Source organism: Oricola sp. (genome assembly GCF_022763245.1).
Classification (GTDB): domain Bacteria; phylum Pseudomonadota; class Alphaproteobacteria; order Rhizobiales; family Rhizobiaceae; genus Oricola.
This window is the reverse complement of sequence record NZ_JALEGV010000022.1, coordinates 34,917-57,345: the sequence shown is the minus strand read 5'-3', so window position 1 is coordinate 57,345 and position 22,429 is coordinate 34,917. Positions and strand designations below refer to the sequence as shown.

At 65.7% G+C, this 22,429-nt stretch carries 28 protein-coding genes; 16 read left to right on the top strand and 12 right to left on the bottom strand.

The features are described 5' to 3' along the window. Nucleotides 1-17: 17 nt before the first annotated feature. The 6 genes from MRY80_RS10910 to MRY80_RS10885 all read left to right on the top strand — a co-directional run bounded on the left by MRY80_RS10910 (nucleotide 18) and on the right by MRY80_RS10885 (nucleotide 4,692). A complete protein-coding gene (locus MRY80_RS10910; RefSeq protein ID WP_293290952.1) occupies nucleotides 18-803 on the top strand; it encodes a heme ABC transporter permease in 786 nt (261 codons plus the stop codon). Beyond that, entirely contained in the window at nucleotides 800-952 is a 153-nt protein-coding gene (ccmD, locus tag MRY80_RS10905; RefSeq protein WP_293290951.1) for a heme exporter protein CcmD, read from the top strand. The genes MRY80_RS10910 and ccmD overlap by 4 nt, the downstream gene beginning before the upstream one ends. Nucleotides 953-1,006: 54 nt before the next feature. Continuing rightward, complete coding sequence (gene map / locus MRY80_RS10900) at nucleotides 1,007-1,756, top strand: type I methionyl aminopeptidase (RefSeq protein ID WP_293290949.1); 750 nt, start codon at nucleotides 1,007-1,009, stop codon at nucleotides 1,754-1,756. A 48-nt stretch (nucleotides 1,757-1,804) separates the two neighbouring features. Next, nucleotides 1,805-2,401, top strand: a complete 597-nt coding sequence (locus MRY80_RS10895; RefSeq protein ID WP_293290947.1) for a DsbE family thiol:disulfide interchange protein — start codon at nucleotides 1,805-1,807, stop codon at nucleotides 2,399-2,401. 160 nt (nucleotides 2,402-2,561) lie between these two features. Further along, nucleotides 2,562-3,068: a GNAT family N-acetyltransferase gene (locus MRY80_RS10890; RefSeq protein ID WP_293290945.1), complete on the top strand. Its 507-nt coding sequence runs from the start codon at nucleotides 2,562-2,564 to the stop codon at nucleotides 3,066-3,068. A gap of 100 nt (nucleotides 3,069-3,168) precedes the next feature. Beyond that, nucleotides 3,169-4,692 (top strand): nitrilase-related carbon-nitrogen hydrolase, encoded by a 1,524-nt coding sequence (locus tag MRY80_RS10885; RefSeq protein WP_293290943.1) that lies wholly within the window; start codon nucleotides 3,169-3,171, stop codon nucleotides 4,690-4,692. Here the strand turns inward: MRY80_RS10885 and MRY80_RS10880 are convergent. Then, on the bottom strand, nucleotides 4,689-5,306 hold the full coding sequence (locus MRY80_RS10880; protein WP_293290941.1) for a hypothetical protein: 618 nt from the start codon (nucleotides 5,304-5,306) through the stop codon (nucleotides 4,689-4,691). The two genes, MRY80_RS10885 and MRY80_RS10880, sit on opposite strands and share 4 nt — an antisense overlap. A 172-nt stretch (nucleotides 5,307-5,478) precedes the next feature. Between MRY80_RS10880 and ppa the strand changes: the two genes are divergently transcribed. Next, a complete protein-coding gene (gene ppa / locus MRY80_RS10875) occupies nucleotides 5,479-6,015 on the top strand; it encodes an inorganic diphosphatase (protein ID WP_293290940.1) in 537 nt (178 codons plus the stop codon). A 10-nt stretch (nucleotides 6,016-6,025) separates the two neighbouring features. On the opposite strand, the gene MRY80_RS10870 is transcribed toward ppa, so the two are convergent. Genes MRY80_RS10870 through MRY80_RS10860 form a run of 3 tightly spaced genes read right to left on the bottom strand, consistent with a single transcriptional unit; the run spans nucleotide 6,026 to nucleotide 7,043 of the window. Beyond that, nucleotides 6,026-6,412 carry a RidA family protein gene (locus tag MRY80_RS10870; protein ID WP_293290938.1) on the bottom strand — a complete coding sequence of 129 codons (387 nt, stop codon included), beginning with the start codon at nucleotides 6,410-6,412 and terminating at the stop codon, nucleotides 6,026-6,028. Next, nucleotides 6,409-6,750 carry a DUF167 family protein gene (locus MRY80_RS10865; RefSeq protein WP_293290936.1) on the bottom strand — a complete coding sequence of 114 codons (342 nt, stop codon included), beginning with the start codon at nucleotides 6,748-6,750 and terminating at the stop codon, nucleotides 6,409-6,411. The genes MRY80_RS10870 and MRY80_RS10865 overlap by 4 nt, the downstream gene beginning before the upstream one ends. Then, the gene (locus MRY80_RS10860) at nucleotides 6,750-7,043 is read right to left on the bottom strand and encodes a YggT family protein (protein WP_293290935.1); all 294 of its coding nucleotides are present in this window, start codon (nucleotides 7,041-7,043) and stop codon (nucleotides 6,750-6,752) included. Before MRY80_RS10860 ends, MRY80_RS10865 begins: the two co-directional genes overlap by 1 nt. A 240-nt stretch (nucleotides 7,044-7,283) precedes the next feature. Here MRY80_RS10860 and MRY80_RS10855 point away from each other — a divergent pair, with 240 nt between their 5' ends. Then, a complete protein-coding gene (locus MRY80_RS10855) occupies nucleotides 7,284-8,528 on the top strand; it encodes an MFS transporter (protein WP_293290934.1) in 1,245 nt (414 codons plus the stop codon). 21 nt (nucleotides 8,529-8,549) lie between these two features. On the opposite strand, the gene MRY80_RS10850 is transcribed toward MRY80_RS10855, so the two are convergent. Then, complete coding sequence (locus MRY80_RS10850) at nucleotides 8,550-9,233, bottom strand: response regulator transcription factor (RefSeq protein ID WP_293290932.1); 684 nt, start codon at nucleotides 9,231-9,233, stop codon at nucleotides 8,550-8,552. Nucleotides 9,234-9,392: 159 nt separating this feature from the next. On the opposite strand from MRY80_RS10850, the gene MRY80_RS10845 reads away from it, so the two are divergent. Then, nucleotides 9,393-9,914, top strand: a complete 522-nt coding sequence (locus MRY80_RS10845; RefSeq protein ID WP_293290930.1) for a L,D-transpeptidase family protein — start codon at nucleotides 9,393-9,395, stop codon at nucleotides 9,912-9,914. Here the strand turns inward: MRY80_RS10845 and MRY80_RS10840 are convergent. From MRY80_RS10840 to tsaD, 5 genes are read right to left on the bottom strand one after another with little or no spacing between them, the layout of a single operon-like run. Continuing rightward, entirely contained in the window at nucleotides 9,911-10,312 is a 402-nt protein-coding gene (locus MRY80_RS10840) for a DUF1761 domain-containing protein (RefSeq protein ID WP_293290928.1), read from the bottom strand. The genes MRY80_RS10845 and MRY80_RS10840 overlap by 4 nt on opposite strands. A 55-nt stretch (nucleotides 10,313-10,367) precedes the next feature. After that, nucleotides 10,368-11,000 (bottom strand): methyltransferase, encoded by a 633-nt coding sequence (locus MRY80_RS10835; RefSeq protein WP_293290925.1) that lies wholly within the window; start codon nucleotides 10,998-11,000, stop codon nucleotides 10,368-10,370. A gap of 20 nt (nucleotides 11,001-11,020) precedes the next feature. Further along, complete coding sequence (locus MRY80_RS10830) at nucleotides 11,021-11,452, bottom strand: EVE domain-containing protein (RefSeq protein WP_293290923.1); 432 nt, start codon at nucleotides 11,450-11,452, stop codon at nucleotides 11,021-11,023. 49 nt (nucleotides 11,453-11,501) lie between these two features. Then, complete coding sequence (locus MRY80_RS10825; protein ID WP_293290921.1) at nucleotides 11,502-12,485, bottom strand: NAD(P)H-dependent glycerol-3-phosphate dehydrogenase; 984 nt, start codon at nucleotides 12,483-12,485, stop codon at nucleotides 11,502-11,504. Next, entirely contained in the window at nucleotides 12,482-13,564 is a 1,083-nt protein-coding gene (tsaD, locus tag MRY80_RS10820; RefSeq protein ID WP_293290918.1) for a tRNA (adenosine(37)-N6)-threonylcarbamoyltransferase complex transferase subunit TsaD, read from the bottom strand. Before tsaD ends, MRY80_RS10825 begins: the two co-directional genes overlap by 4 nt. Before the next feature lie 132 nt (nucleotides 13,565-13,696). On the opposite strand from tsaD, the gene hemC reads away from it, so the two are divergent. The 7 genes from hemC (at nucleotide 13,697) to MRY80_RS10785 (ending at nucleotide 20,722) form a co-directional block, all read left to right on the top strand. After that, nucleotides 13,697-14,629: a hydroxymethylbilane synthase gene (gene hemC / locus MRY80_RS10815; protein WP_293290916.1), complete on the top strand. Its 933-nt coding sequence runs from the start codon at nucleotides 13,697-13,699 to the stop codon at nucleotides 14,627-14,629. Beyond that, nucleotides 14,626-15,375, top strand: a complete 750-nt coding sequence (locus tag MRY80_RS10810; protein WP_293290914.1) for a uroporphyrinogen-III synthase — start codon at nucleotides 14,626-14,628, stop codon at nucleotides 15,373-15,375. Before hemC ends, MRY80_RS10810 begins: the two co-directional genes overlap by 4 nt. 73 nt (nucleotides 15,376-15,448) lie before the next feature. Beyond that, a complete protein-coding gene (locus MRY80_RS10805) occupies nucleotides 15,449-16,897 on the top strand; it encodes a mitofilin family membrane protein (protein ID WP_293290912.1) in 1,449 nt (482 codons plus the stop codon). Nucleotides 16,898-16,909: 12 nt separating this feature from the next. Further along, nucleotides 16,910-18,790: a heme biosynthesis HemY N-terminal domain-containing protein gene (locus MRY80_RS10800; RefSeq protein WP_293290910.1), complete on the top strand. Its 1,881-nt coding sequence runs from the start codon at nucleotides 16,910-16,912 to the stop codon at nucleotides 18,788-18,790. 56 nt (nucleotides 18,791-18,846) lie between these two features. Continuing rightward, complete coding sequence (locus MRY80_RS10795; protein WP_293290907.1) at nucleotides 18,847-19,329, top strand: TerB family tellurite resistance protein; 483 nt, start codon at nucleotides 18,847-18,849, stop codon at nucleotides 19,327-19,329. Beyond that, complete coding sequence (locus MRY80_RS10790; RefSeq protein ID WP_293290905.1) at nucleotides 19,326-20,078, top strand: glutamine amidotransferase; 753 nt, start codon at nucleotides 19,326-19,328, stop codon at nucleotides 20,076-20,078. Before MRY80_RS10795 ends, MRY80_RS10790 begins: the two co-directional genes overlap by 4 nt. A gap of 185 nt (nucleotides 20,079-20,263) precedes the next feature. Then, a complete protein-coding gene (locus MRY80_RS10785) occupies nucleotides 20,264-20,722 on the top strand; it encodes a cyclic nucleotide-binding domain-containing protein (RefSeq protein ID WP_293290903.1) in 459 nt (152 codons plus the stop codon). Nucleotides 20,723-20,737: 15 nt separating this feature from the next. Here the strand turns inward: MRY80_RS10785 and MRY80_RS10780 are convergent, their stop codons facing one another. Both MRY80_RS10780 and MRY80_RS10775 read right to left on the bottom strand, forming a co-directional pair. Next, nucleotides 20,738-21,553: an exodeoxyribonuclease III gene (locus MRY80_RS10780; RefSeq protein WP_293290901.1), complete on the bottom strand. Its 816-nt coding sequence runs from the start codon at nucleotides 21,551-21,553 to the stop codon at nucleotides 20,738-20,740. A gap of 121 nt (nucleotides 21,554-21,674) precedes the next feature. Next, entirely contained in the window at nucleotides 21,675-22,325 is a 651-nt protein-coding gene (locus MRY80_RS10775) for an outer membrane lipoprotein carrier protein LolA (protein WP_293290899.1), read from the bottom strand. Between the last annotated feature and the right edge of the window lie 104 nt (nucleotides 22,326-22,429).

The window sequence follows — 22,429 nt, the reverse complement described above, 5'->3', positions numbered from 1 at the left end:
CACATTAAGAATGGCGCATGAGTGACACCACCGCACACGCAAAAGGCTTCAGCTTCTCCGCGCTCGCCAATCCGACGCGGTTCCTGTCCTATTCGGGCAAGATCCTGCCATGGCTCGGCGGGCTGACGGCGGCGCTGCTCGTCGTCGGCCTCTACATGGCGTTCACCGCCCCGCAGGACTACCAGCAGGGCGAGACCGTGCGCATCATGTATGTGCATGTGCCGGCCGCCTGGCTGTCGATGATGGGCTACATGGTGATGGCCGTCTCGTCGCTCGGCACGCTCATCTGGCGCCATCCGCTGGCCGACGTCTCGATCAAGGCCGCCGCCCCGATCGGCGCCGCCTTCACGTTTCTGGCGCTGGCGACTGGCTCTTTGTGGGGAAAGCCCATGTGGGGCACCTGGTGGGTGTGGGACGCAAGGCTGACCTCGATGTTCGTCCTGTTCCTGATGTATCTCGGCGTCATCGCCCTGCAACGCGCGATGGACGATCCCGTCAAGGCGGCGCGCCCGGTGGCGATCCTCGTGCTGATCGGCACGATCAACATCCCGATCATCAAGTTTTCCGTCGATTGGTGGAACACGCTCCACCAGCCGGCCGCCGTCATCCGCATGGACGGCCCGACCATCCATCCGAGCCTGCTCTGGCCGCTCCTGGTCATGGCGCTCGGCTTCACCGCGCTGTTCTTCTTCATGCACATGGTCGCCATGCGCACGGAGGTCATGCGGCGCCGCGTCGCCTCGATGCGCCGCGCCAGCGCCCAGGAAAAGCGCACCGTCGCCCGTCCGGTGGTGGCGTCATGACCCACGCGCAGTATGTCTTCGTTTCCTACGCGCTGACCGCCCTCGTGCTCGGCGGTCTCGGCCTGTGGCTTTGGATCGACCGCCGCGCCCGGCTGGCCGAACTGAAGCGGCTGGAAGAAAGCGGCGTGCGCCGCCGCGCCGAGAGCTGACAAACCGGCGCCCTGACGCCGCCACACTTTCCACGATGATCTGACGGGACTGACATGACGATCTCGAACGAAGACGAACTGGAAAGCCTGAAGGCGATCGGCCGGATCGTCGCCAACACGCTGGAAGCGATGGGCGCGGCGCTCGAACCGGGCATGACGACAGCCGAACTGGACGCGATCGGCCGCAGGCTTCTCGAGGAGGCCGGCGCCCGTCCCGCGCCCGAACAGTGCTACGATTTTCCGGGCGCCACCTGCATCAGCGTGAACGAGGAAATCGCCCACGGCATTCCCGGCGCGCGCCGGATCGAGGCCGGCGACCTGGTGAACATCGACGTGTCGGCGCAAAAGGACGGCTTCTTCGCCGATACCGGCGCGTCGTTTCCGGTTCCTCCGGTTTCGCGCGCCATCGAGCGCCTGTGCCGTGACGGGAAACGGGCGATGTGGGCAGGGATCAGGACGGTGGCGACGGACCGCCCGCTGGGCGACATCGGCATGGCGATCGGCGCCTTCGCGCACAGGAATCGCTATACGCTGATCCGCAACCTCGCCAGCCACGGCGTCGGCCGCTCCCTGCACGAGAAGCCGACCGAAATCGCCACATGGCCCGAGCCGGGCGACGACCGGGCCATGACCGAAGGGCTGGTCTTCACGGTCGAACCGTTCCTTTCGATGGGCGGGCAATGGGCCGAAGACGGCGACGACGACTGGACGCTCTTCAGCGAACCCCGTGCGCCGACCGTGCAATATGAACACACGGTGGTTGCCACACGCAGGGGACCTGTCGTGGTCACCCTTCCGGGCTGACGCCACACCAACGCAGACGACCATCAATCACCGGGACCGCAGAACACGATGAGCGATACCGCCGAAAAGCCCGAGGGCCGGAAACTCAATCCCGCCGTCTTCCTGCCGATCACGGCCTTCGTCGTGCTGGTGGTCCTGTTCGCGGTCCTGATGTTTCGGCCCGGCCGCGACGCCCGGGTGATCCCCTCCATGTTGATCGGCAATCCGGCGCCCGAACTAGCCCTGCCGGCGATCCCCGGACTGAACGGCGCGGACGGCAACCCCTTGCCCGCCTTCGATCCGGCGACGTTCGACGGCAAGCCTGTGCTGGTCAATGTCTGGGCGTCGTGGTGCGTGCCCTGCCGCCAGGAACACCCGCTCCTGATGGCGCTGTCGCAGCGCGAAGGCGTGACGATCGCCGGGCTGAACTACAAGGACAAGACGCCGAACGCGATCCAGTTCCTGCTCGGCCTCGGCAATCCCTACGACCAGGTGGGCACCGACCAGTCCGGCCGCGCGGCGATCGAGTGGGGCGTCTACGGCGTGCCTGAATCCTTCGTCGTCGGCGCCGACGGCACGGTGCTTCACAAGCACACCGGCCCGCTGACGCCAGAGGCGATCGAGAACGACATCCTGCCGCTGCTTCAGGGCGAATCACCCAGCTGACTTTACGGCCACTGCGGCTTCTTGCAGGCGAGATCGTGCGGGGGTTCGCGGCTGCGGGATTCCGTGCCCGGCAATTCCGCCCAACAGGATGTGCATAGTCGATCACATTGCGTGTTTCGCGCTTGTCGGCGAATCACCGCTAGCGCATGGTTAACCCGCCATGTCGCAACTCACTATCGAAACCCGGCCCGCCGCAAGTCGTGACGCCGCGCAGATCGCCGAGGTGCACAGCCAGTCGTGGTATAGCGCCTATGCCGGGCTGATCCCGCACAAGGCCTTGCGGCGCATGATCGTGCGCCGGCATTCGGGGTGGTGGAAACGCGCCATAGAGCGTGGCACCTCCGTCATGGTCGTTGATTTCGCCGGCACCATCGCCGGCTATTGTACTTTCGGGCTCAATCGCGCCCGCGCCCTGCCCCAGGAAGGCGAAATCTACGAGCTCTATATCCGGCCGGAATATCAGGGCATCGGCGTCGGCACGCGGCTGTTTTCGGCGGCCCGCGACGACCTGAAGGCCCATGGCTGCGACGGCCTCGTGATCTGGGCGCTGGAAGACAACACCATGGCGATGAACTTCTATGCCGGCCATGGCGGCAAGGACATCGCCCAGGGCTTCGAGACCTTCGAAGGCCGCCAGCTGCGCAAGATCGCCTGGGTCTGGCAGTAAACCAGGCCGTCCGGCCGCTCCCCCCTCCCATTGACGGCGGTCAATGTGCCCGCTTCCGCTCGCACGCTAGCCTTGCGCGATGCCAGCGGAGGAGGGGGCCATGCCGCATCACGCACCGATCAGGCACCGCGCCGGTCTGCCGGAAGCGACGGCGCTCTTCATTGTCGGCTTCGGCCTCTTCATGTTCTGCCGCCGCAGCGACTTCCTGCCGATGATCCCGCAGATGATCGTCGTCGCGCCGATCGTCATCCTGCGCTTCAGCCGCACCCTGCCGGCAGGCCGGTCGATCCTGCTGACGATCCTCGGCTTCGTGCTCGCCTTCAACATTTCGCTCTGGGGCGTCTTCGACATGGGCGACCCGACCCTGAGCATTGTCTTCAACGCCGTGCGGTCGACCATCATCGCGCTCTATTACGCACTGCCCTATGCGATCGACCGGCTCGTCGCGCCGCGGCTCGGCCGGCGGCTGGTTGCGACGCTCGTCTTCCCCGCCGCGATGACGGCCTCGATGTTCCTGTCTTCGATGCCGCCGCCGATCGACGGCACCGCGGCCAAGAACGTCTTCGCGACCGCCCCCCTGCCCCTCCTGCAGATCTACGCGCTGGCTGGCCTCTGGGGCTTCGTGTTCCTGTGGTCGTGGCTGGCGTCCTGCATCAACCACGTCTGGGAGAACGGCCTGAGCAGCCGGTCCGCGATCGCCGCGGGCCTCGCCTGGGTGATCGCCGCCGGCGGCCTCTTTGCCTGGGGCAGCCTCAGGGTCATGACCGCGCCGGAGGTCCCGACGATGAAGATCGCCGCGGCCGTCATGCCGGCAGAGAAAGGCGGTCCGGAATCGATGATCCAGGTCTTCGAAGATCGCATGACCTCACCCTACGAGCCGACCATGGCGCAGCTTCGCGCCATGACCGCCGACGCCGTCGCCAATGGCGCGCAGATCGTCGCCTACAATGAATTCGCCATCGTGGTCACCGAAGCCGAACACGAGCGCGCCCGCGCGGAATTCTCCAGGATCGCCGCCGAGAACGGCGTCTGGCTGGCGCTGCCCTATGCCTGGGTGCCCGAAACCGGCAAGGGCGCGAACCGGCACCTGCTGATCGACGATACCGGCGCGATCCGGGCCGACTACCAGAAGCGCTTCCTCCTGGGGATCGGCGACCTCGGCGAGACGGCCGTCTTCGAAAAGGGCGCCGAGATCATCCAGACCGCGGACAGCCCCTATGGCCGCATCGCCCTCGCGATCTGCCGCGACATGAGCTTTCCCGATTTCGCCCGGCAGGCGGGCCGGGCCGGCACCGACATCATGCTCACCGGATCGCATGAATTTCCCAGGGGCCTGACGATGAACGATCCGCACCGCGCCATCGAAAACGGCTTCACCCATGTCCGGCCGACCTATGACGGCATCACCTACGCCATGGATCCATACGGCCGAATCCTGGGCCGGATGAACCGCGGCCTCGGCGAACCGGGCATCCTCTACGTGGATGTGCCAACGAAGGGAGTGCGCACGATCTATGCCCGGTTCGGCGACTGGCTCGGCTGGCTGTCGATGGTTCTGACCGGGCTCTTCGCGGTCCTGGCGATCGTGGTCGCGCGGTCGGGCAATCGCGAAATCGCGGCCTAGTTGCCGAGCGCGCTCACCGGGTCGCCGGCCAAGGGCCCGCGCGCTCCATGATAGACCGCTGTGTCAAAGCCGCAGGCAAACGTCTCGGCCATCGTGTCGGCGATCTCGCGCGCCAGCGCGTTGGCGTCGGGATTGACGCGGGCATCGACATAGCCGACCGCGCAGGCATCGGCGACGCCGGGCTGCCCGACCTTGGAGACGACGAGCACCTCGCCGCGATGCGCGTCATCCGGCGATCCCGTGGCCGGATTGTCGGTCTCTATGAACCAGCGCAGAATCGTCGCATAGGGGACGCCGTCGGAGAGCCGCCATTCCACCGTGTCGTTGACATAGTTGAACGGGCCGAAGCTCTGCCAGCCGCCATCCGCATACCAGGGCCCGACATGGCCGAAGAAGACCGATTGCCGCAGGTCACCTTCGGAAAACAGGATGCCATAGCCGGATAAGCCATCGCAGGAATAGGACGCGCCCGCCTCGTAGGATGAAATCTGGACGCAGCCCGCCTGAATGTCGAGCTTGGTGTAACTGCTGGAAATGACCCCGTCGGCAGCCTGCGCGACGCCCGTGAACATGGTGGCGATCAGGCCTGCGGCCAGGACGTTTCGAAACTGCATGCTGTCATTCCTCCCGCTCGGACCGGCGGCCATGTTAACGCTTCCCCAAGGATACAATGGCACGGTGTCAGGCAGGCGACAATGCGACGCGGCGGCGGTTACGAGATTTGGCCGCGTTGCACTGCACACAAAAACCCGGTATCAGCCGCCGATCCCAAAACGGAGTGACCAGATGCGTATCGAATCGATCGCGATCGGCGACAACCCGCCGGAAGACGTCAACGTCATCATCGAGGTGCCGGTCGGCGGACAGCCGATCAAGTACGAGATGGACAAGGACGCCGGCGTGCTCGTCGTCGACCGCTTCCTCTACACCCCGATGGCCTATCCCGGGAACTACGGCTTCGTGCCGCACACCCTGTCCGACGATGGCGACCCGATCGACGTTCTGGTCTGCAACACGCGCCCGCTGGTGCCCGGCTGCGTCATCAATGTCCGTCCGATCGGCGTGATGCTGATGGAAGACAATTCCGGCCAGGACGAGAAGGTGATCGCCGTGCCGACGCACAAGCTCACCAAACGCTACGACAGCGTGAAGGAATATTCCGACATGCCGGAGATCACGCTCAAGCAGATCGAACATTTCTTCGAGCACTACAAGGATCTGGAACCCGGCAAATGGGTCAAGATCGGTGGCTGGCAGGGCGTCGACACCGCCAAGCGCCTGATCCTGGAAGCAGTCGAGCGCGAAAAGGCCGCGAAGGGCTGACCGGAACCGGTCAGCCGGTCACCGCATCGGCTTCCAGTTCGACCAGCCAGTCCGGATCGACGAAGCCCGAGACCTGCACGAAGGTGCAGGCCGGGCGTATGCCCGAAAACGCCTCGCCATGGGCACGAGCCGCCTCTTTCCATCGCGACATGTCCGTGAGCATCACACGGGTGCGGATGACGTCGTCCATCGACGCGCCCGCATCCGCCAGCGCCTGCGCGATGATTTCAAGACACCGCACGGTCTGGCGATACACATCGCCAACCCCGTCCGTGCCGCCGCCCGGCGCGATCGGCGCTGTGCCCGCAACGGCGATCATGTTGCCGATCCTCACCGCCCGGCTGAAGCCGATCTCGGGCTCCAGATAGGAGCCGGAAGAAACCCGTTTGCGCGTCATGTCGTCTTGCTTTCCGCCTTTTCGCCCAGTGCCGCGAGCGCCGCTTCGACCTCACCACAGGCATCGGCACGCAGCGTCTTGTCGCGCGCCGTCTCGCCGGAAACCACCGTCAAGGCCGATTTCGGCAGCCGCAGCGCCCTGGAAAGGATCGCAACGACCGCCTTGTTGGCCTTGCCCTTCTCGGGCTGCGCCGTGACTCGCACGCGCAGGCGCGCCTGACCGTCGTCGCGCGTCTCGACACCCTCGATGGCGTCGCGCGACGCGTTCGGCGTGACACGCAGGAACAGATCGATGCCGCGATCGCCGGCGCGGGCGAAGGCGAAGGCGGGCAGCGCCATCACACGATGGCCGGATAGAGCACGTTGATGATGAACTGCTCGACGAAGAAGATGCCGATGAACAGGATGATCGGGGAAATGTCGAGCCCGCCGAGATCGGGCATCACCCGGCGGATCGGCCGCAGCAGCGGGTCCGTCGCCTTGTAAAGGAATTCGCCCACCATGGCGACGAAACGGTTGGAATTGTTCACGACGTTGAACGCGTAGAGCCATGAAAAGATGACCATGGCAATCACGATCCACTTGTAGATGCCGATCGCGAACAGAAGCGTTTGAATGATCGTCAGGCCCACGCGCCGTCTCCCGTGCCGCTGCGCCCCGCCGTTTCAAGGCTATGACAAGGCGCCCAAATCCCAGTTCTGAACGCATGCCAACGGCAGGGCATCGTCACCCCGCCCGGCCACCGCGCCAGTCGTCGTGACACTTAGGCGCTCGCGCCGCGCCCTGCAAGACGCCGCGCGTGTCAGGAATCTTCCACCGGCGCGCGATTGCGCTTTGCCAAAGCTGCGCGAAGGCAATAACGGTAGCGCGTCATGTCATCCGAAAATCCAGAAATCGTTCAACAGGGTCGCTTCGCCGCGTTCGCCCATCCGGCCTTCGTCCGCTTTTGGGCGGCGCGGTTCTTCGCCACCTTCGCGGTTCAGATCGTCGCCGTTTCTGTCGGCTGGCAGGTCTACGACCTCACCCGCGATCCGATGGATCTCGGCATCATCGGCCTGGTGCAGTTCCTGCCGCTCCTGCTCCTGGTGCTCGTCACCGGCGCCGTCGCCGACCGCTTCGGCCGGCGGCTCGTCATGGGCGCGGCGATCGCGCTGGAACTGGTCTGTGCCTCCGCGATCCTGTTCTTCTCCATTCGCGGCCTGCAAAGCCCGCTGCCGATCTTCGTGGCGCTGGCCGGCATGGGCGTCGCCCGTGCCTTTTTCGGACCCGCCTCGCAGTCGCTCGTGGTCAATCTCGTGCCGGAGCGCGATTTCGCCAACGCGGTGGCGTGGAACGCCTCGTCCTGGCAGGTGGCGAGCATCGTCGGACCCGTCGGCGGCGGCCTGCTCTATGGCGTCGGGCCGACCACGGCCTATGCCGTCGCGGCGACGCTGCTTGCGGCAGGCCTCGTGCTTGTCGCCCGCATCCCCAAGCCGCCGGTGCGCGGCGAGGTGAAGAAGGTCACCTTCTCCTCGCTGTTCGACGGGCTGCGCTTCATCCGCAAGGAGAAGGTGGTGCTGGGCGCGATCTCGCTCGACCTCTTCGCCGTGCTGCTCGGCGGGGCGGTGGCACTTCTGCCCGCCTATGCGCGCGACATCCTGCATCTCGGACCATGGGGCCTCGGCCTGCTGCGCGCCGCACCGGGCATCGGCGCGATCATCATGGCGGCCTATCTCGCTGCCTCCCCGATCGCCGACCACGCCGGCCGCATCCTGCTGGTCTTCGTCGCCCTGTTCGGCCTGTTCACGGTGCTGTTCGGCCTGTCGACTATCGCCTGGCTGTCGATCGGCGCGCTGGCGCTGATCGGCGCGGCCGACATGGTCAGCGTCTATGTGCGCGAGACCCTGCTGCAACTGTGGACGCCGGACGAGGTGCGCGGGCGGGTCAATGCGGTGAACATGGTGTTTCTGGGCGCGTCGAACGAGCTCGGCGAATTCCGCGCCGGCTTCATGGCCGCCTTCATCGGCGTGGTGCCGGCGGTGGTCGTCGGCGGCATCGGCGCGGTGGCCGTCGCCGCGGGCTGCGCGGTCGTGTTCCCGCAACTGCGCGACGCGCGCTACCTGCACCGTCGGGGCTGACGGGCCTGCAGCGTCGAGTGCTTACGGATTGAGCTTGTAGCCGCCGCTTTCGGTCACCAGGATCGACGCGTTGGACGGATCCTTCTCGATCTTCTGGCGCAGCCGGTAGACATGGGTCTCCAGCGTGTGCGTGGTGACGCCGGAATTGTAGCCCCAGACCTCTTCGAGCAGCGTGTCGCGCGTCACGACCTTGCGGTCGGCGCGGTAGAGATACTTGATGATCGCCGATTCCTTCTCGGTGAGGCGGATCTTTGATCCGGTCCCGTCGATCAGCAGCTTCTGGCTCGGCTTGAACGTGTAGGGACCGACGACGAAGGTCGCGTCCTCGCTTTGCTCGTGCTGGCGTAGCTGGGCGCGAATACGCGCCAAGAGCACGGCGAATTTGAACGGCTTGGTGACATAATCATTGGCGCCGGCCTCGAGGCCGAGGATCGTGTCGGAATCCGTGTCATGGCCCGTCAGCATGATGACCGGGGCCTTGAAACCGGATTTGCGCAACAGCTTCACAGCCTCGCGCCCGTCCATGTCCGGCAAGCCGACATCGATGATGAGGAGATCGATCACGCCGCCGCGTGCCGCCTGGATGCCCTTGGTGGCCGTCTCTTCCTCGAGCACGACGAATTCCTCGTAGAGCGACAGTTGCTCCACCAGCATTTCGCGCAGATCTTGGTCGTCATCGACCAGAAGGATGGTTCTCGGATTCATCGGCTGTCCTGCCCCAATCAAGCATGTCTTGCGTTTTACGCGATTTTTTCATCCCCTGTCATGGAAATGAATCGCACGAAAGCACCTCACGCGCGATCACACGCGGATGTGAGTTTTCGACGCAAATGTTGAACGAAAGAGGGCGAACGGAAAAAGACCGTGATTTCAACGATTACCGTGCGCCCCGCCCCGCGCGATCCCCGCCGCGGCATCCTCGTCGCCGACGGACGGACATTTGCCTGCGCGCTCGGTCGAAGCGGCATGCGCCCAATCAAGCGCGAGGGCGACGGCGCGACGCCGATCGCATCCATGCCTGTGCTCGGCGGATATTTTCGCGCCGACCGCATGACGCGTCCGGCCTGCCCCATGCCGCTGCAGGCGATCGGCCCTCGCGACGGCTGGTGCGACGCTCCTTCAGACGCGAATTACAACCGTCCGGTCACGCTCCCCTTCGCGGCAAGCCACGAGACGATGATGCGGGCCGACCGGCTCTATGATGTCTGCCTTGTGCTCGACTGGAACTTCCGGGCGCGAATGCGCGGCGGCGGCTCGGCGATCTTCCTGCACATCGCCAGGCCCGGTTTCCCGCCGACCGAAGGCTGCGTCGCGGTCGAACCGCAGACGATGCGCTGGCTCTTGCCGCGCATCGGGCGGAAAACCGTGGTGAAAACGCTCGCCTAGACCCCGAAGCCGCCGATGATTCCGCCCATGATCAAGGCGACGATCAGCCAGTGGATGCTGTCGATGAGCGTCAGGTTCCAGCCGAAACCCTGATAGCGGTGATTGACCGTCTGGGTAGTGGCGATGAAACCGATCCACAGCAGGATGCCGGAAATCAGTCCGGTCTTGACGCTGACCTCGCCGAAATGGCCGATCACGCCGGCCATGACCCAGGCCATGATCAATTCGCAGAGGAAGCCGGTGACCATCAGCTGCAGCGACATTTTCGCGTCCTTGGGGTCGATGCGCGCCGCCTTCATCCAGACCGGACCAAGCCAGTAGTAATAGATCGCGCCGGCCAGATAGGCGGCGACCGCCGCCGCCAGGATCGCGATGTAATTCGCACCGCCAAATGACATGAATTCCTCCCCGTCAACACTCCGCAAACGAGGAAACACCGCAGCGCGGCAAAACTCAAGCGAAACGCCACACGCTCGTGCGCTTCACCTCGTTGTCCTCCAGCGCGCGGGTCACGGGCACCTCGTAGACCGCGAGGAAGCTCAGCCTCTCGCGCGGCAGGTAGGACCGCCCGGGGTCACCCACCAGAACCTCAACCCCGTTGGCCGCCAATTGGCCGAACCACGGGATCAGGGCGGCGCTCATCTCGCGGTCGAAGAAGACGTCGCCGGCCAGCAGCACGTCGGTTCCCGGCAGATCCGAACCGACCAGATTGCCCGGCGCGAAGATGATCGGTGCGTCGTTGAGCGCGGCGTTCAGCCGCACCGCCGGTTCGCAGAAGGGGTCGATGTCATTGGCCTTGACCGAAGCCGCGCCAGCCTTGGCTGCCGCCACGGCGACGAGCCCGGACCCGGTGGCGAAATCAAGCACGCTGTGGCCCCGGACACTCGCCGGATGATCGAGAACGTAGCGCGCCAGGCCCTGCCCTCCGGCCCAGGCGAAAGCCCAGAAGGGCGGCGGCAGCCCGATCTCCTGCAGTTCCTCCTCCGTCTTGTGCCAGAGTTCATGCGCCTCGTCGGCCAGATGCAGCCGGATTTCCGGCACATGCGGCGGCGCGACGACCGCGGTATTGGCACGGATGAAATCCATCGGGCTCCTGCCGGCGCCGGTCACATCGGCGGCTTGTCGAGGTCGCCCATGCGGCAGACCTCCAGCCATTCGGCCTCCGTCACAGGCTGCACCGAAAGGCGCATGGAGGTGACCAGCGACATCTCGGCGAGCGCCGGATTGGCCTTCACGTCTTTGAGCGTCACCGGTTTCGGCATGTCGCACACGGCCTTGATGTCAACGCACTCCCAGCGTGGATCGTCGGTCGTGGAATCCGGGTGGATCTCCTTGCAGACCTCGGCGATGCCGACGACCTCGAGGCCGTCATTGGAGTGGTAGAAGAAGCCCTTGTCGCCCAGCTTCATGGCCCGCATGTTGTTGCGCGCCTGATAGTTTCGGATGCCGTCCCATTCCTCGCCGGCCTCGCCCTTCGCCTTCAGCATCTCCCAGGAGAATTTGAACGGCTCGGATTTGAACAACCAGTAATTTGCCATGAATCGCCTCCAAACGGACCCGCCCTGACTACATCACGCGGCCGGTCGGTCAAGTCTCGGCCTTGAGTGGGCGGGACATCAGTTCGGTGATCGCGTCGCCGACCGTGAGGGAGCCGGCGAGGATCGCATCGACGGCGAAGATGATCGGCGCGTCGAGCTGATGGTCGCGGGCGATCTTCGCGGCGACCGACGCCGTGTAGACGCCCTCGGCGAGGGGCAGGTGCGACACGTCTTCACCCCACGCCAGCGCCGCGCCATAGGCGAAATTGCGTGATTTCTCGGACCCGCAGGAAAGGATCAGGTCGCCGAGGCCGGACAAGCCGGCAAGCGTCTCCGGCCGGCCGCCGAGCGCCGAGGCCACGCGCTGCAATTCGGCGAAGCCGCGGGTTGTCAGCGCGGCGATGGCGCTCGCCCCAAGCGCGGAGCCGTGCACCATGCCGGCCGCGATCGCCAGCACGTTTTTCAACGCGCCACCGAGCTCAACGCCGGTCAGGTCATCGGAGGCGTAGCCGCGCAAGGTCAGGCTCGACAGCGTTTCGGCAAGCGAACGAGCGGTCTCCAGATCATGCGCGGCAACGGTCACCGCGGTCGGCAGGCCTGCGGCGACGTCCACGGCGAAGCTCGGGCCGGACAGCGCGGCAGAACGGTCGCGCCCGGCGACGGCGTCGATGATCTCCGTCATGGTGTGGCCGGAGGCCCGGTCGATGCCCTTCGCTGTGGAGACCAGCATCGCCTCTGGCACGGCGAGCGGCAGAATGTCGGCCAGGAACGCGCGCAACGTCTGCGCCGGCACCGCGAGCACAACCACGGACGCGCCGGAGAGCGCCTGCTCCATCTCGGCCGTGGCGGCCAGAGATGGCGGCAGGTCGATGCCGTTCAGATAGCGGGGATTGCGGCCGTCGCGATTGATCGCAGCGACGATGTCGGCGTCACGGCCCCAAAGCGTGCAGTCGCGGCCCGCCCGCGCAAAGGAGGCGGCAAGCGCCGTGCCCCAGGCGCCGGCACCGAGCACGGCGATGCGGTCTCCGCTCATGCCTTCGCACCCCGCTTCCCCGCACCGATCAACGTCTCGGCGAAGGGATCCAGCGGCCAGCGCGAACGCGGAGCGATCTCCATGTCGCTGGTCTCGCCGCGCTCGAAGTGTTCAAGCCCCGCCCAGGCGATCATCGCCGCATTGTCGGAACACAGGTTGAGCGGTGGTGCATGCAAGGTGAAATCGTTTCGGGTGCAGACATCCCCCAGCATCGCGCGGATGGCGCTGTTGGCGGCCACCCCGCCGGCGACCACCAGATCGGCAGGACCGTCGGCCACCTCGTCCCGGTAACGCGCGAAGGCCCGTTCCACCCGGTCCCGCAACGTGTCGGTGACAGCGGCCTGAAACGAAGCGCAGAGATCGGCGACATCCTGATCGCCCAGCGGCGCAAGCCGCGTCGCCTCGCGGCGTACGGCCGTCTTCAGGCCGGAGAAGGAGAAATCGAGACGATCCTCGCCCTTCATCGGGCGTGGCAGCGCGAAGCGTTTCGCGTCGCCGCCCGCCGCTTCCCGCTCGACGGCGGGACCGCCGGGATAGGGCAGGCCGAGCAGCTTCGCCGTCTTGTCGAAGGCCTCGCCCAACGCATCGTCGATGGTCGTGCCCCAGCGGCGATAATCGCCGAGGTCGTTGACCATAAGGATCTGCGTGTGGCCGCCAGAAACGAGAAGCAGGAGATAGGGAAATGCCAGCCCGTCGGTCAGCCGCGGCGTCAGCGCGTGGCCTTCCAGATGGTTGACCGCGACGAGCGGCAGGCCGCGCGCGGTCGCGATCGCCTTGGCGGTCATAACCCCGACGAGAAGCCCGCCGATCAGGCCCGGGCCGGCCGTGACCGCGACGGCATCGATATCGCCAAAGCCCAGCCCAGCCTCGGCCAGCGCCCGCGCGACGATCGCGTCCAACCCCTCGACATGGGCGCGCGCGGCGATCTCGGGCACCACCCCGCCAAACGCCGCGTGATCCTCGATCTGGCTGTAGACCGTGCTCGCCAGGATTTCGCCCGGCGCGTCCGGCGCGGTGCGGCGCACGACCGCCGCCGCCGTCTCATCGCAGCTGGTTTCGATACCGAGAATGACCGTCAAGGAAGGAGCCTCATGGGCAGGGCCGAAATGATCCTGCGGAAAACCGCGGCATCCGGCGCAGTTGCCGATACACGCGATTGGGGTTACCTGTCCGGTCTCGGGTATCACGGAACGACAGGCTTGCAAACAACCATGGCGACGACGGACACGGTGAGGATCGGCACGCGCGGCAGCCCGCTGGCGCTGGCGCAGGCGCACGAGGTGCGGGACCGGCTGGTCGCCGCGCATGCGATCGCCCCGGACAGGATCGAGGTCGTGGTGATCTCGACGGCCGGCGACCGCATCCAGGACCGGCCGCTGTCGGAAGTCGGCGGCAAGGGCCTGTTCACGCTGGAACTGGAAGAGCAACTGCGCGACGGGCGTATCGACCTTGCCGTGCATTCGTCGAAAGACATGCCGACCGTCTTGCCGGACGGCCTCGCTATCACCGCCTTTCTGGAACGCGAAGACCCGCGCGACGCCTTCATCTCGACCAAGGCGACATCGCTGCACGACCTGCCGCAAGGCGCCGTCGTCGGCTCTTCCTCGCTACGCCGGCAGGCGATGATCCGCCGCCTGCGGCCGGATGTCTCCGTCGTCCAGTTCCGCGGCAACGTGCAGACACGGCTGCGCAAGCTGCAGGAAGGCGTCGCCGACGCGACGCTCCTGGCCTGCGCGGGGATCAACCGGCTCGGCATGCGGGAAATCATCACCGACCTGATGGAGCCCGACTATTTTCTGCCAGCCCCGGGCCAGGGCGCGATCTGCATCGAGGGCCGCGCCGGGGATCCGCGCACCGATACGCTCGTCGAGCCGCTGAACCACGAGACGACCGCCACCGCTCTCGCCTGCGAGCGCGGCTTCCTGTCCGAGCTCGACGGTTCATGCCGGACGCCGATTGCCGGACTAGCCACGGTCGATGCCTCGGGTATCGTCTTTCGCGGCATGGTGCTGACGCCGGACGGAGCCGAGGCTCACGAGATCGCCTTCTCCGGCGCCACCGGCGATGCCGCCGAATTGGGTCGCGAAGCCGGACGCCAATTGCGCGGCAAGGCCGGCGGCGGCTTTTTCGCCTCCTGGAGTTGAAGATCGCCCGCGCGCCCCTCATCTGGGTCACGCGGCCGCAGCCGGGGGCGGACAGGACCGCCGCCGCCTTGCGCCAGGCCGGATACGCTCCCCTCGTCCTGCCGCTCACCGAAATTCGCGCCTGCACGCCCGATCTTCCGCCCGAATCAATCACGGATGTCGATGCGCTAGCGATCACCAGCGCCAACGCGCTTCGCCATGCGCCGACAAGGCTGATCGAATCGCTCAAGGACCGGCCGCTCTACGCGGTCGGCGATGCAACAGTCGCCGAGGCACGGCAACTCGGCTTCTCTGACGTCATTTCCGCGCAAGGCGCGGTCGATGACCTGGCGGCGCTGATCCGCAAGCGAGAGAGACCGCGCGCGAGGATTCTGTATCTCGCCGGTCGTGAGCGGATCGGCGATCTGGAAGGCAAGCTGACTGCGGGCGGGCTGAGATGTCACGTGATCGAAGCCTATTCGGCCCATATAGTCAGTTACCCAACTCAGTCGATACGCGATGCGATTAACGGCCGCATGGTGGACGCGGTACTGTTCCATTCGGCCCTTTCGGCACACGGCTTCGCAGATACCGTTCTTCCGAAGATGGCTCAACTATTTGAAAACACGCTATATTTCAGCATGTCACGACGCGTCGCGGACACGCTTCCATCTTCGCTGCATCCGCGAACAAACATTGCGGACACGCCAAACGAGCAAGCGCTTCTCGCTGCCGTGAAAGCCGCACTCTCCACGTCCGCCATCTGATCACCACATCCGGCGCTTTTGCTTTTCGAATGGCGTGATATGAAGCGCCGAAGCACCTCGCAGGAGACGTCCGATGGTTCAAAAACCCCGAAACCGGCGCAGCAAGGCGACCCGCGAGCCGGTGACGATCGACCTCGAGGCCAGCCCGGTCGAAACAGCGCCAAAGGCTAGCAAGAACGTGCCCGAAGCCGAGCCGGTGGCATTCGAGGCAATGGCACAGGCCGCCACAACCACCGCCGGCGCGGATGCCGCCGCCCGCGACGCTGTCGAAAGCGGCGAGCGCCCCTCGCACTCCGCGACAAGCGAATCTCCGAAGCCGAAGGCAGCCGCGCCGTCCACAAAGGCACGCGGGTTCGACCTCAGCGGTCTGACCTGGCTCGGCGGCGGCGTGATCGGGGGCATCGTCGCGCTTCTGCTGGCAGCACTCCTGCAATGGGCGGGCCTCCTGCCCTCCATGCGTGGCGCCCAGACAGTGGATCTGACACCCATGCAAGACCGCCTCGACACCCTGTCGGCGGAAGTCGAGGCACTGAAGACCGCCACTCCGACAGGCGCTGATGAAGTTACCGCACGCATCGAGGGCACGGAAAGCGCGGTGGCCACCATCGATCAGCTGACCGGCACGCTGCAGGCCGATCTCGACGCGGTGAAACAACAGCTGGACGCCCTGAACCGGGCCGTCTCCTCCGGCGGCGCCGGCGAAGGCGCAGGGCTGGAAGCAATCGCGGCGCGGGCCGACGCGTTGGAGACGGCGGTGACAGAGCTCAGCGCTCGCATCGACACGCTCGACGCCGGCAGTGGAGGTGTTGATTCGACGCTCAGCGGGGAACTCGATACGGTCGCGCAAACGGCCAAGGCCGCTTCCGAAGGCGTTGCCGCCCTTCGCGGCGAACTGGAAACACTGTCGTCGTCGCTCTCCGAGGCGCAATCGCAGATCGCCGCCTTCGGCGGCCGGCTGACCAAGGTCGAGAGCGACATCGAGGCCGGCGCGGGAAGCCGCGTCGCGGCCGCCATCGCTGCCTCGGCCCTGAAGTCGGCCGCCGATCGCGGCGCAGGCTTCATGAGCGAACTGGAAGCCTATGCCGCCGTCAGCGCCGACGAGGACACCGTCGCCGCGCTGCGCGACTACGCCGCCTCCGGCGTGCCGACCCCTGCGCAACTGGTCGAACGCTTCCCCGCTGTCGCCAACCGCATCATCGCCTCCTCGAACGGCCTCGGCGCCGACGCAGGCATCGTGGATCGCCTGTCGGCCAGCGCGCGGTCTCTCGTTCAGATCCGCCCGGTCGGCGAGGTGGAGGGCACGGAGCCCGGCGCCGTTACAGCCCGCATGGAGGTCGCGCTGCGGGAAGGCGATTTCGAGCGCGCGATCGCCGAATGGAAAACGCTGCCCGAAGCTGCCCGCACCGCATCGATGGACTTCGTGGACGACCTGCGGGCGCGTCGCGACGTCGATACGCTGATCTCCAGAGTGCTGAGCGGCGCGATGGCCGCCGGCAATGCCGAAACAGGCCAGAGCGAGTAGGAGCCGAAAACCATGTTGCGCGTGCTTTTCTTCATCGCCGTCGTCGCCCTTTTCGGCATCGGTTTCGCCTGGATCGCCGACACGCCGGGTTCCATCGTCATGACGGTGGCCGGACGCGAGATCACCGTATCGCTCATGGTAGCCGCGGTCGCGCTGGTGGGCATCGTCGTCGCGATCATGCTCACCTGGTGGGTGCTGAACGTGGTGGTGACCTCGCCGCAGCGCATGCAGCGCTTCTTCCGCGCGAGACGCCGCGACCGCGGCTACCAATCGCTTTCGACCGGGATGATCGCTGCCGGCGCCGGAGACAGCGTAACGGCACGCCGCATGCTGAAACAGGCGACCGGCCTTCTCAACGCCACCACCGAGCCATTGATTCAGGTTCTGGAAGTTCAGGCGACCATTGCCGAAGGTCATCACACGGAGGCCCGGAAAAAATTCGAGGGGATGCTGGACGATCCGGAATTGCGCATCCTCGGCCTGCGCGGTCTCTACATGGAGGCCAAGCGCCTCGGCGACCGCAACGCCGCCAAGCATTATGCCGAGAAAGCTGCGGAACTCGCCCCGCATCTCGCCTGGGCAGGCACCGCCGCGCTGGAACTGAAGACCGCCGCCGGCGACTGGGACGGCGCACTGCGGCTTCTCGAAAACCAGAAGAAGGCCAAGCAACTCGAAGCCGAACCGGCGCGCCGCAAGCGCGCAGTGCTGCTGACCGCGCTGTCGCGAGAGCTTTTGGAAAAGGATCCGTCCAAGGCAAAATCCGCCGGTCTGGAGGCGCACCGGCTCGCGCCCGCCTTCGCCCCGGCCGCCGTCGTCGCCGCGCAGGCGTGTTTCCGGCTGAACGATCTGCGCCGTGGCGTGCACGTGCTTGAGGCGACGTGGCGCAAGACGCCGCATCCCGAGATCGCGCTGGCCTATGTCAATGCGCGACCCGGCGATTCGGCCTTCGATCGCCACAAACGGGCACAGAAGCTGGCCCGACTGAAACCGAACAACATCGATTCCAGCATGATCGTCGCGCAGATGGCGATGGAAGCCGGCGAATTTGCCGATGCCCGCAAGGCGGTCGCCGCTATCCTGCGCAACGAGCCGCGCGAAGGCGCCTTCATGCTGATGGCCGATATCGAGGACCGGGAGACCGGGGACCAGGGCAAGGTGCGCGAATGGCTGGCCCGTGCGGTCCGCGCCCAGCGCGATCCCGCCTGGACCGCCGATGGCTATGTCTCCGAAACCTGGGAGCCGGTCTCGCCGATCAGCGGCCGGCTTGACGCCTTCGAGTGGAAAGTGCCGGTCGAGCGCCTCGGCCCGGTGGTCGCCAACGATCTCGATCCGATGACACCTGGTGGCCGCGCCGCGGCGGCAGAAGCACCCGTGACCGAGGCGCTTGAGGCGCCAGCGGAAGAGCCGGCTGCGGCCGAGGAAGCGGTTGAGGAGAAGGAAGCCGAGGCGATGGTAATCGACGCGGAAATCGTCGATGCACCGGCCTCCGAGAGTGAACCGGCCCCGAAGGCAGCGCCTCCGGTGCCGCCCAAACCCGAAACGCCCAAGGAGACGGCCCCCGGCGCGGTGCCTGCCGCTGAACCTGTAACAACGGACGCCGTGACGGAAGAGGCGGTTGTCGACGAGCCGGAACCGCCAAAGGCCGAGCCCGCAAAGTCCGAGGCAGCGAAGACGGAGACCCCCAAGGTCGAGCCGTCAAAGCCGCAGCCTCCGAAGGCAGAGGCAAGCAAGGCAGAGCCGCCCAGACCGGAACCGCCCAAGCCGCCGGCGAAGCCGAAGGACGCAGGCGCACAGGACGCGGCCGAAGACATTCGTCCGCCCCTGCCCGACGACCCGGGAATCGACCCGGACGCGCAACCGGATGAGCCGTCACGGCGTTTTCGACTGTTTTGAGTGTTGCGCCGCACTCGCCAAACTGACAATTTCCATCTGGATTGGACCAGATGGACATGTTCGAGCGAATCGCGACCTTTCTGAAGACCCTGAACCCGCAAGCCCCAGAGGGGGAGGACGGGTTTCTGCCCGACGACCCGCGCCTTGCGGCCGCGGCGCTGATGTATCACGTGATCGGCGCCGATGGCGTGGTGCAGGAATCGGAGAAGACCCACCTCGCGGCAGTGCTGAAAGAAGCCTATGACCTCGACAGCGCCGAACTCGAGCGCCTGCTGAAGGCCGCGCGCAATGCCGACAACGAGGCTGTCGATCTCTACCAGTTCACGTCGGTGCTGATGCGCAAGCTCGAAGCCGACGAACGCGTCCGCTTCATCGAGCTCCTGTGGGAGGTCGTCTATGCCGACGGCGAGAACCACGAACTCGAGGACAATCTCGTCTGGCGGGTTTCCGAGCTCCTCGGCGTCGATGGTCGCGACCGCGTCCTGCTGCGGCAGGCCGTGCAGGCGCGCATGGTGGAGGCGGGGGAAGACGGGGCATGATTCCCAATCCCGGCCTGAAGCCAGTCCTGATCGTTCTGCACCAGGAGACGTCCTCGCCAGGCCGTGTCGGCCAGCAATTGGTACGGATGGGTTTCCCGCTCGACATTCGCCGGCCGCCGCTGGGTGACCGCCTGCCGGACACGCTGGAACGGCATGCCGGCGCGGTGGTCTTCGGCGGGCCGATGAGCGCCAATGACGAGCATGACTATATCCGTCACGAAACCGATTGGCTGGCGGTTCCCCTGAAGGAGAACAAGCCGCTGCTCGGCATCTGCCTCGGCGCCCAGTTGCTGGTCAATCATCTCGGCGGGCATGTCACCGGTCGACAGGATGGCCAGGTAGAGATCGGCTGGTATCCGCTTCTGCCGACGGAGGCTGGTCGGCAATTGATGGACTGGCCGAAGATGATCTACCAGTTCCATCGCGAAGGCTTCAGCCTGCCGGCGGGCGCGGTCCGGCTTGCCGCGGGCGAGACCTATGAGAACCAGGCGTTTCGCTATGGCGACAATGCCTGGGCGATCCAGTTTCATGCCGAACTGACGCTCGCGATGATGCAACGCTGGGTCACACGCGGCGCCCACCGCTTCACCTTGCCCGGCTCGCAGCAGGGCCGCGAGCACCTGCGCGGGCGGTTGCTCTATGATCCCCCGGTCCTTGCCTGGCTGGAGCAGTTTCTCCATCTGGTGTTTCTGGGCGAAGGCGTTGATGCACAGCAGGCCGTGCCGGCCCCGCGCCGGGCCGCGGGATGAGACGACGGGCTGTTACCGGGACAAGCGGCTCGGTGCGATTGCACGCGCAGACAGAAAACGACGGAACAGTGAAAGATCATGACTGTTCCTGATAAAGCCGGGCGTTTCGTGCGCGCAGACTTTTCATTCGTGAATCCGTCATATAACAGCGACTCTACCGAAACTTCGTTCGGCGGGTGCAACCTTTGTCGCTAGAAGACGATATCCGCGTCATTTCCGGCGTGTCACTGTTCGAGGATCTTTCCGACGAACAGTTGCGACTGCTTGCATTCGGCGCAGAGCGCCTGACCCTCAGTCAAGGCCAGGAACTTTATCGTGAAGGCCAGGCAGCCGATTGCGGCTTTGTGGTCGTCTCCGGCAGTATCGACCTGTTTCGCACCACGATGCGCGGCCGCAAGATGCTCAAACGGGTCGAGCCGGGCGCAATACTCGGCGAACTGGCCCTGATCGCCAACACGACGCGTCTGACGGGGGCGATCGCCGCAGAGGACAGCCAGGTGGTGCGGATCAACCGCAGCCTGTTCCGGCGCATGCTGGAGGAATATCCCCATTGCGCGGTCTCCCTGCACACACGGCTCAGCGAGCGACTGCGCAACCTCCTGCGCAGCATCGGCGAAATGGAAGCGCGCTTCGCAAAGGACTGAACGGCTCGCGGCCCCTCAGCCCGCGTCGTTGAACGCGAAGCCGGCGATCACCGGCACATGGTCGGACGGTTTTTCCCACCCACGTGCCTCTCGCACAACCGTGAGGTCTGAAAGCAGCGGCTCCAGATCGGGCGAACCCCAGATGTGATCGAGACGCCGGCCACGGTCGGAAATGTCCCATTCGCGGGCCCGGTAGCTCCACCAGGTGAAGATCTTCTCCTCCGGCGGAATGGCGACGCGCATCAGGTCCGACCAGCCGCCGGCCGTGCGCAGATCCTCCAGCGTTTCGGTCTCGACCGGCGTGTGGCTGACCACCCTCAGAAGCTGCTTGTGGGACCACACATCGGTCTCCAGCGGCGCGATATTGAGGTCGCCGACGAGAAGTGCCGAATCGGCCTTTCCCGGATCGGCGGAAATGGCGCGCATCTCGTCCAAGAAATCCAGCTTGTGACGGAACTTGGGGTTCTTCTCCGGATCCGGCTCGTCACCTCCGGCCGGGACGTAGAAATTGTGAATCCGCACAGCGCGGTCCGGGGTCCTGACGATGCTGTCCAGATGCCGCGTGTCACCCATGGCGCAAAAATCGCGGCTTTCAATCTCTTCCAGCGGGTGTTTGGAGATGGTGGCGACGCCGTGATAGCCCTTCTGGCCGTGGATCTCGACATGGCCGTAGCCGAGGTCGTGAAACGCCGCCATCGGGAAGGCGTCGTTGGGACATTTGGTTTCCTGCAGGCACAGCACGTCCGGCTGCCAGCGCTGCAGGAACGACTGCACGATCGGCAGGCGCAGCCGCACCGAATTGATGTTCCAGGTGGCGACGGTGAATGGCATGGGCGTTTCTTCCGGACGGATCATCGGGCGATGCCGCGATCTTCTTCCAGCACGCCGGGGCGATGACAAGCGTCGGCGGCGCTTTCACGCCGCCCGCCCACAATTTACGCCGCAGCCGCGATCAATCGGAGCTGAACCGCTCCTCCTGGATCTTGCGATAGGGGATGTCGAACGTGCCGCGGCCGAAGCGGACGCCCTGCTGCACATTGTTGATGATGACGGTGGTGTCCTTCCCCTGGGCGTCGCGGATGGTCCACTGGCGCAGGTCGTAGGTCTGAGGGTCGAACATCATGGTGATCTGGCTGTCGCCGAAGATCTGCTTGTCGCCGATGACGATCGTCGTCAGATCGTTCGCCTCGGTAATCTGGCGCACCTTGTCTCCGCCGAGGTCGATGCGGTCGCCGAGCAAGACCTTCAGCGGAGTCTTGCCAAGCGGATAGATCTCCCAAGTGTCCAGCTTCTTGTTGTTCACCACCACCGACTTGCCATCGGCAACAACCCGGATCGGCGACGGGTCTTCATACAGGAAGAGGAGCTTGCCCGGCCGTTCGATATAGAACTTTCCGCCGGTCTGCTCGCCGCGCGGGCCGAACTGGATGAACTCGCCGGCCATCGTGCGCACGCTGGCGAAATGGTCGGCGATGCGCTGCGCGGTCGCCGGCACCTGCGCGAGGGAAGCAGGCGCGGTCACAGCCAGCGCGGCCGCGCATGTGGCGCCTGCGAGCAGGCCGCGCCGCGTCATCGTCCCGTGCTTCATCGAATTCTCACTCATGAACCGCTCCTGCCGGTTATCGAATCGTGTACTTGCGCCGAGCCCTACGCAGACAGTTTGACATCGGTGTGGCGCTGGTCGGGCCGGTTTCGGGCCCGCACTGA

Excerpts from the sequence above, each read along its gene's own strand:
- MRY80_RS10825 (WP_293290921.1), bottom strand. The coding sequence starts at position 12,485 with ATGAGCGGAGACCGCATCGCCGTGCTCGGTGCCGGCGCCTGGGGCACG.
- MRY80_RS10880 (WP_293290941.1), bottom strand. The coding sequence starts at position 5,306 with ATGCAGTTTCGAAACGTCCTGGCCGCAGGCCTGATCGCCACCATGTTC.
- MRY80_RS10805 (WP_293290912.1), top strand. The coding sequence starts at position 15,449 with ATGGTTCAAAAACCCCGAAACCGGCGCAGCAAGGCGACCCGCGAGCCG.
- MRY80_RS10795 (WP_293290907.1), top strand. The coding sequence starts at position 18,847 with ATGTTCGAGCGAATCGCGACCTTTCTGAAGACCCTGAACCCGCAAGCC.
- MRY80_RS10855 (WP_293290934.1), top strand. The coding sequence starts at position 7,284 with ATGTCATCCGAAAATCCAGAAATCGTTCAACAGGGTCGCTTCGCCGCG.
- MRY80_RS10790 (WP_293290905.1), top strand. The coding sequence starts at position 19,326 with ATGATTCCCAATCCCGGCCTGAAGCCAGTCCTGATCGTTCTGCACCAG.
- map (WP_293290949.1), top strand. The coding sequence starts at position 1,007 with ATGACGATCTCGAACGAAGACGAACTGGAAAGCCTGAAGGCGATCGGC.
- ccmD (WP_293290951.1), top strand. The coding sequence starts at position 800 with ATGACCCACGCGCAGTATGTCTTCGTTTCCTACGCGCTGACCGCCCTC.
- MRY80_RS10910 (WP_293290952.1), top strand. The coding sequence starts at position 18 with ATGAGTGACACCACCGCACACGCAAAAGGCTTCAGCTTCTCCGCGCTC.
- hemC (WP_293290916.1), top strand. The coding sequence starts at position 13,697 with ATGGCGACGACGGACACGGTGAGGATCGGCACGCGCGGCAGCCCGCTG.
- MRY80_RS10800 (WP_293290910.1), top strand. The coding sequence starts at position 16,910 with ATGTTGCGCGTGCTTTTCTTCATCGCCGTCGTCGCCCTTTTCGGCATC.
- MRY80_RS10890 (WP_293290945.1), top strand. The coding sequence starts at position 2,562 with ATGTCGCAACTCACTATCGAAACCCGGCCCGCCGCAAGTCGTGACGCC.
- MRY80_RS10780 (WP_293290901.1), bottom strand. The coding sequence starts at position 21,553 with ATGCCATTCACCGTCGCCACCTGGAACATCAATTCGGTGCGGCTGCGC.
- MRY80_RS10870 (WP_293290938.1), bottom strand. The coding sequence starts at position 6,412 with ATGACGCGCAAACGGGTTTCTTCCGGCTCCTATCTGGAGCCCGAGATC.
- MRY80_RS10835 (WP_293290925.1), bottom strand. The coding sequence starts at position 11,000 with ATGGATTTCATCCGTGCCAATACCGCGGTCGTCGCGCCGCCGCATGTG.
- ppa (WP_293290940.1), top strand. The coding sequence starts at position 5,479 with ATGCGTATCGAATCGATCGCGATCGGCGACAACCCGCCGGAAGACGTC.
- MRY80_RS10840 (WP_293290928.1), bottom strand. The coding sequence starts at position 10,312 with ATGTCATTTGGCGGTGCGAATTACATCGCGATCCTGGCGGCGGCGGTC.
- MRY80_RS10850 (WP_293290932.1), bottom strand. The coding sequence starts at position 9,233 with ATGAATCCGAGAACCATCCTTCTGGTCGATGACGACCAAGATCTGCGC.
- MRY80_RS10775 (WP_293290899.1), bottom strand. The coding sequence starts at position 22,325 with ATGAGTGAGAATTCGATGAAGCACGGGACGATGACGCGGCGCGGCCTG.
- MRY80_RS10830 (WP_293290923.1), bottom strand. The coding sequence starts at position 11,452 with ATGGCAAATTACTGGTTGTTCAAATCCGAGCCGTTCAAATTCTCCTGG.
- MRY80_RS10885 (WP_293290943.1), top strand. The coding sequence starts at position 3,169 with ATGCCGCATCACGCACCGATCAGGCACCGCGCCGGTCTGCCGGAAGCG.
- MRY80_RS10865 (WP_293290936.1), bottom strand. The coding sequence starts at position 6,750 with ATGGCGCTGCCCGCCTTCGCCTTCGCCCGCGCCGGCGATCGCGGCATC.
- MRY80_RS10895 (WP_293290947.1), top strand. The coding sequence starts at position 1,805 with ATGAGCGATACCGCCGAAAAGCCCGAGGGCCGGAAACTCAATCCCGCC.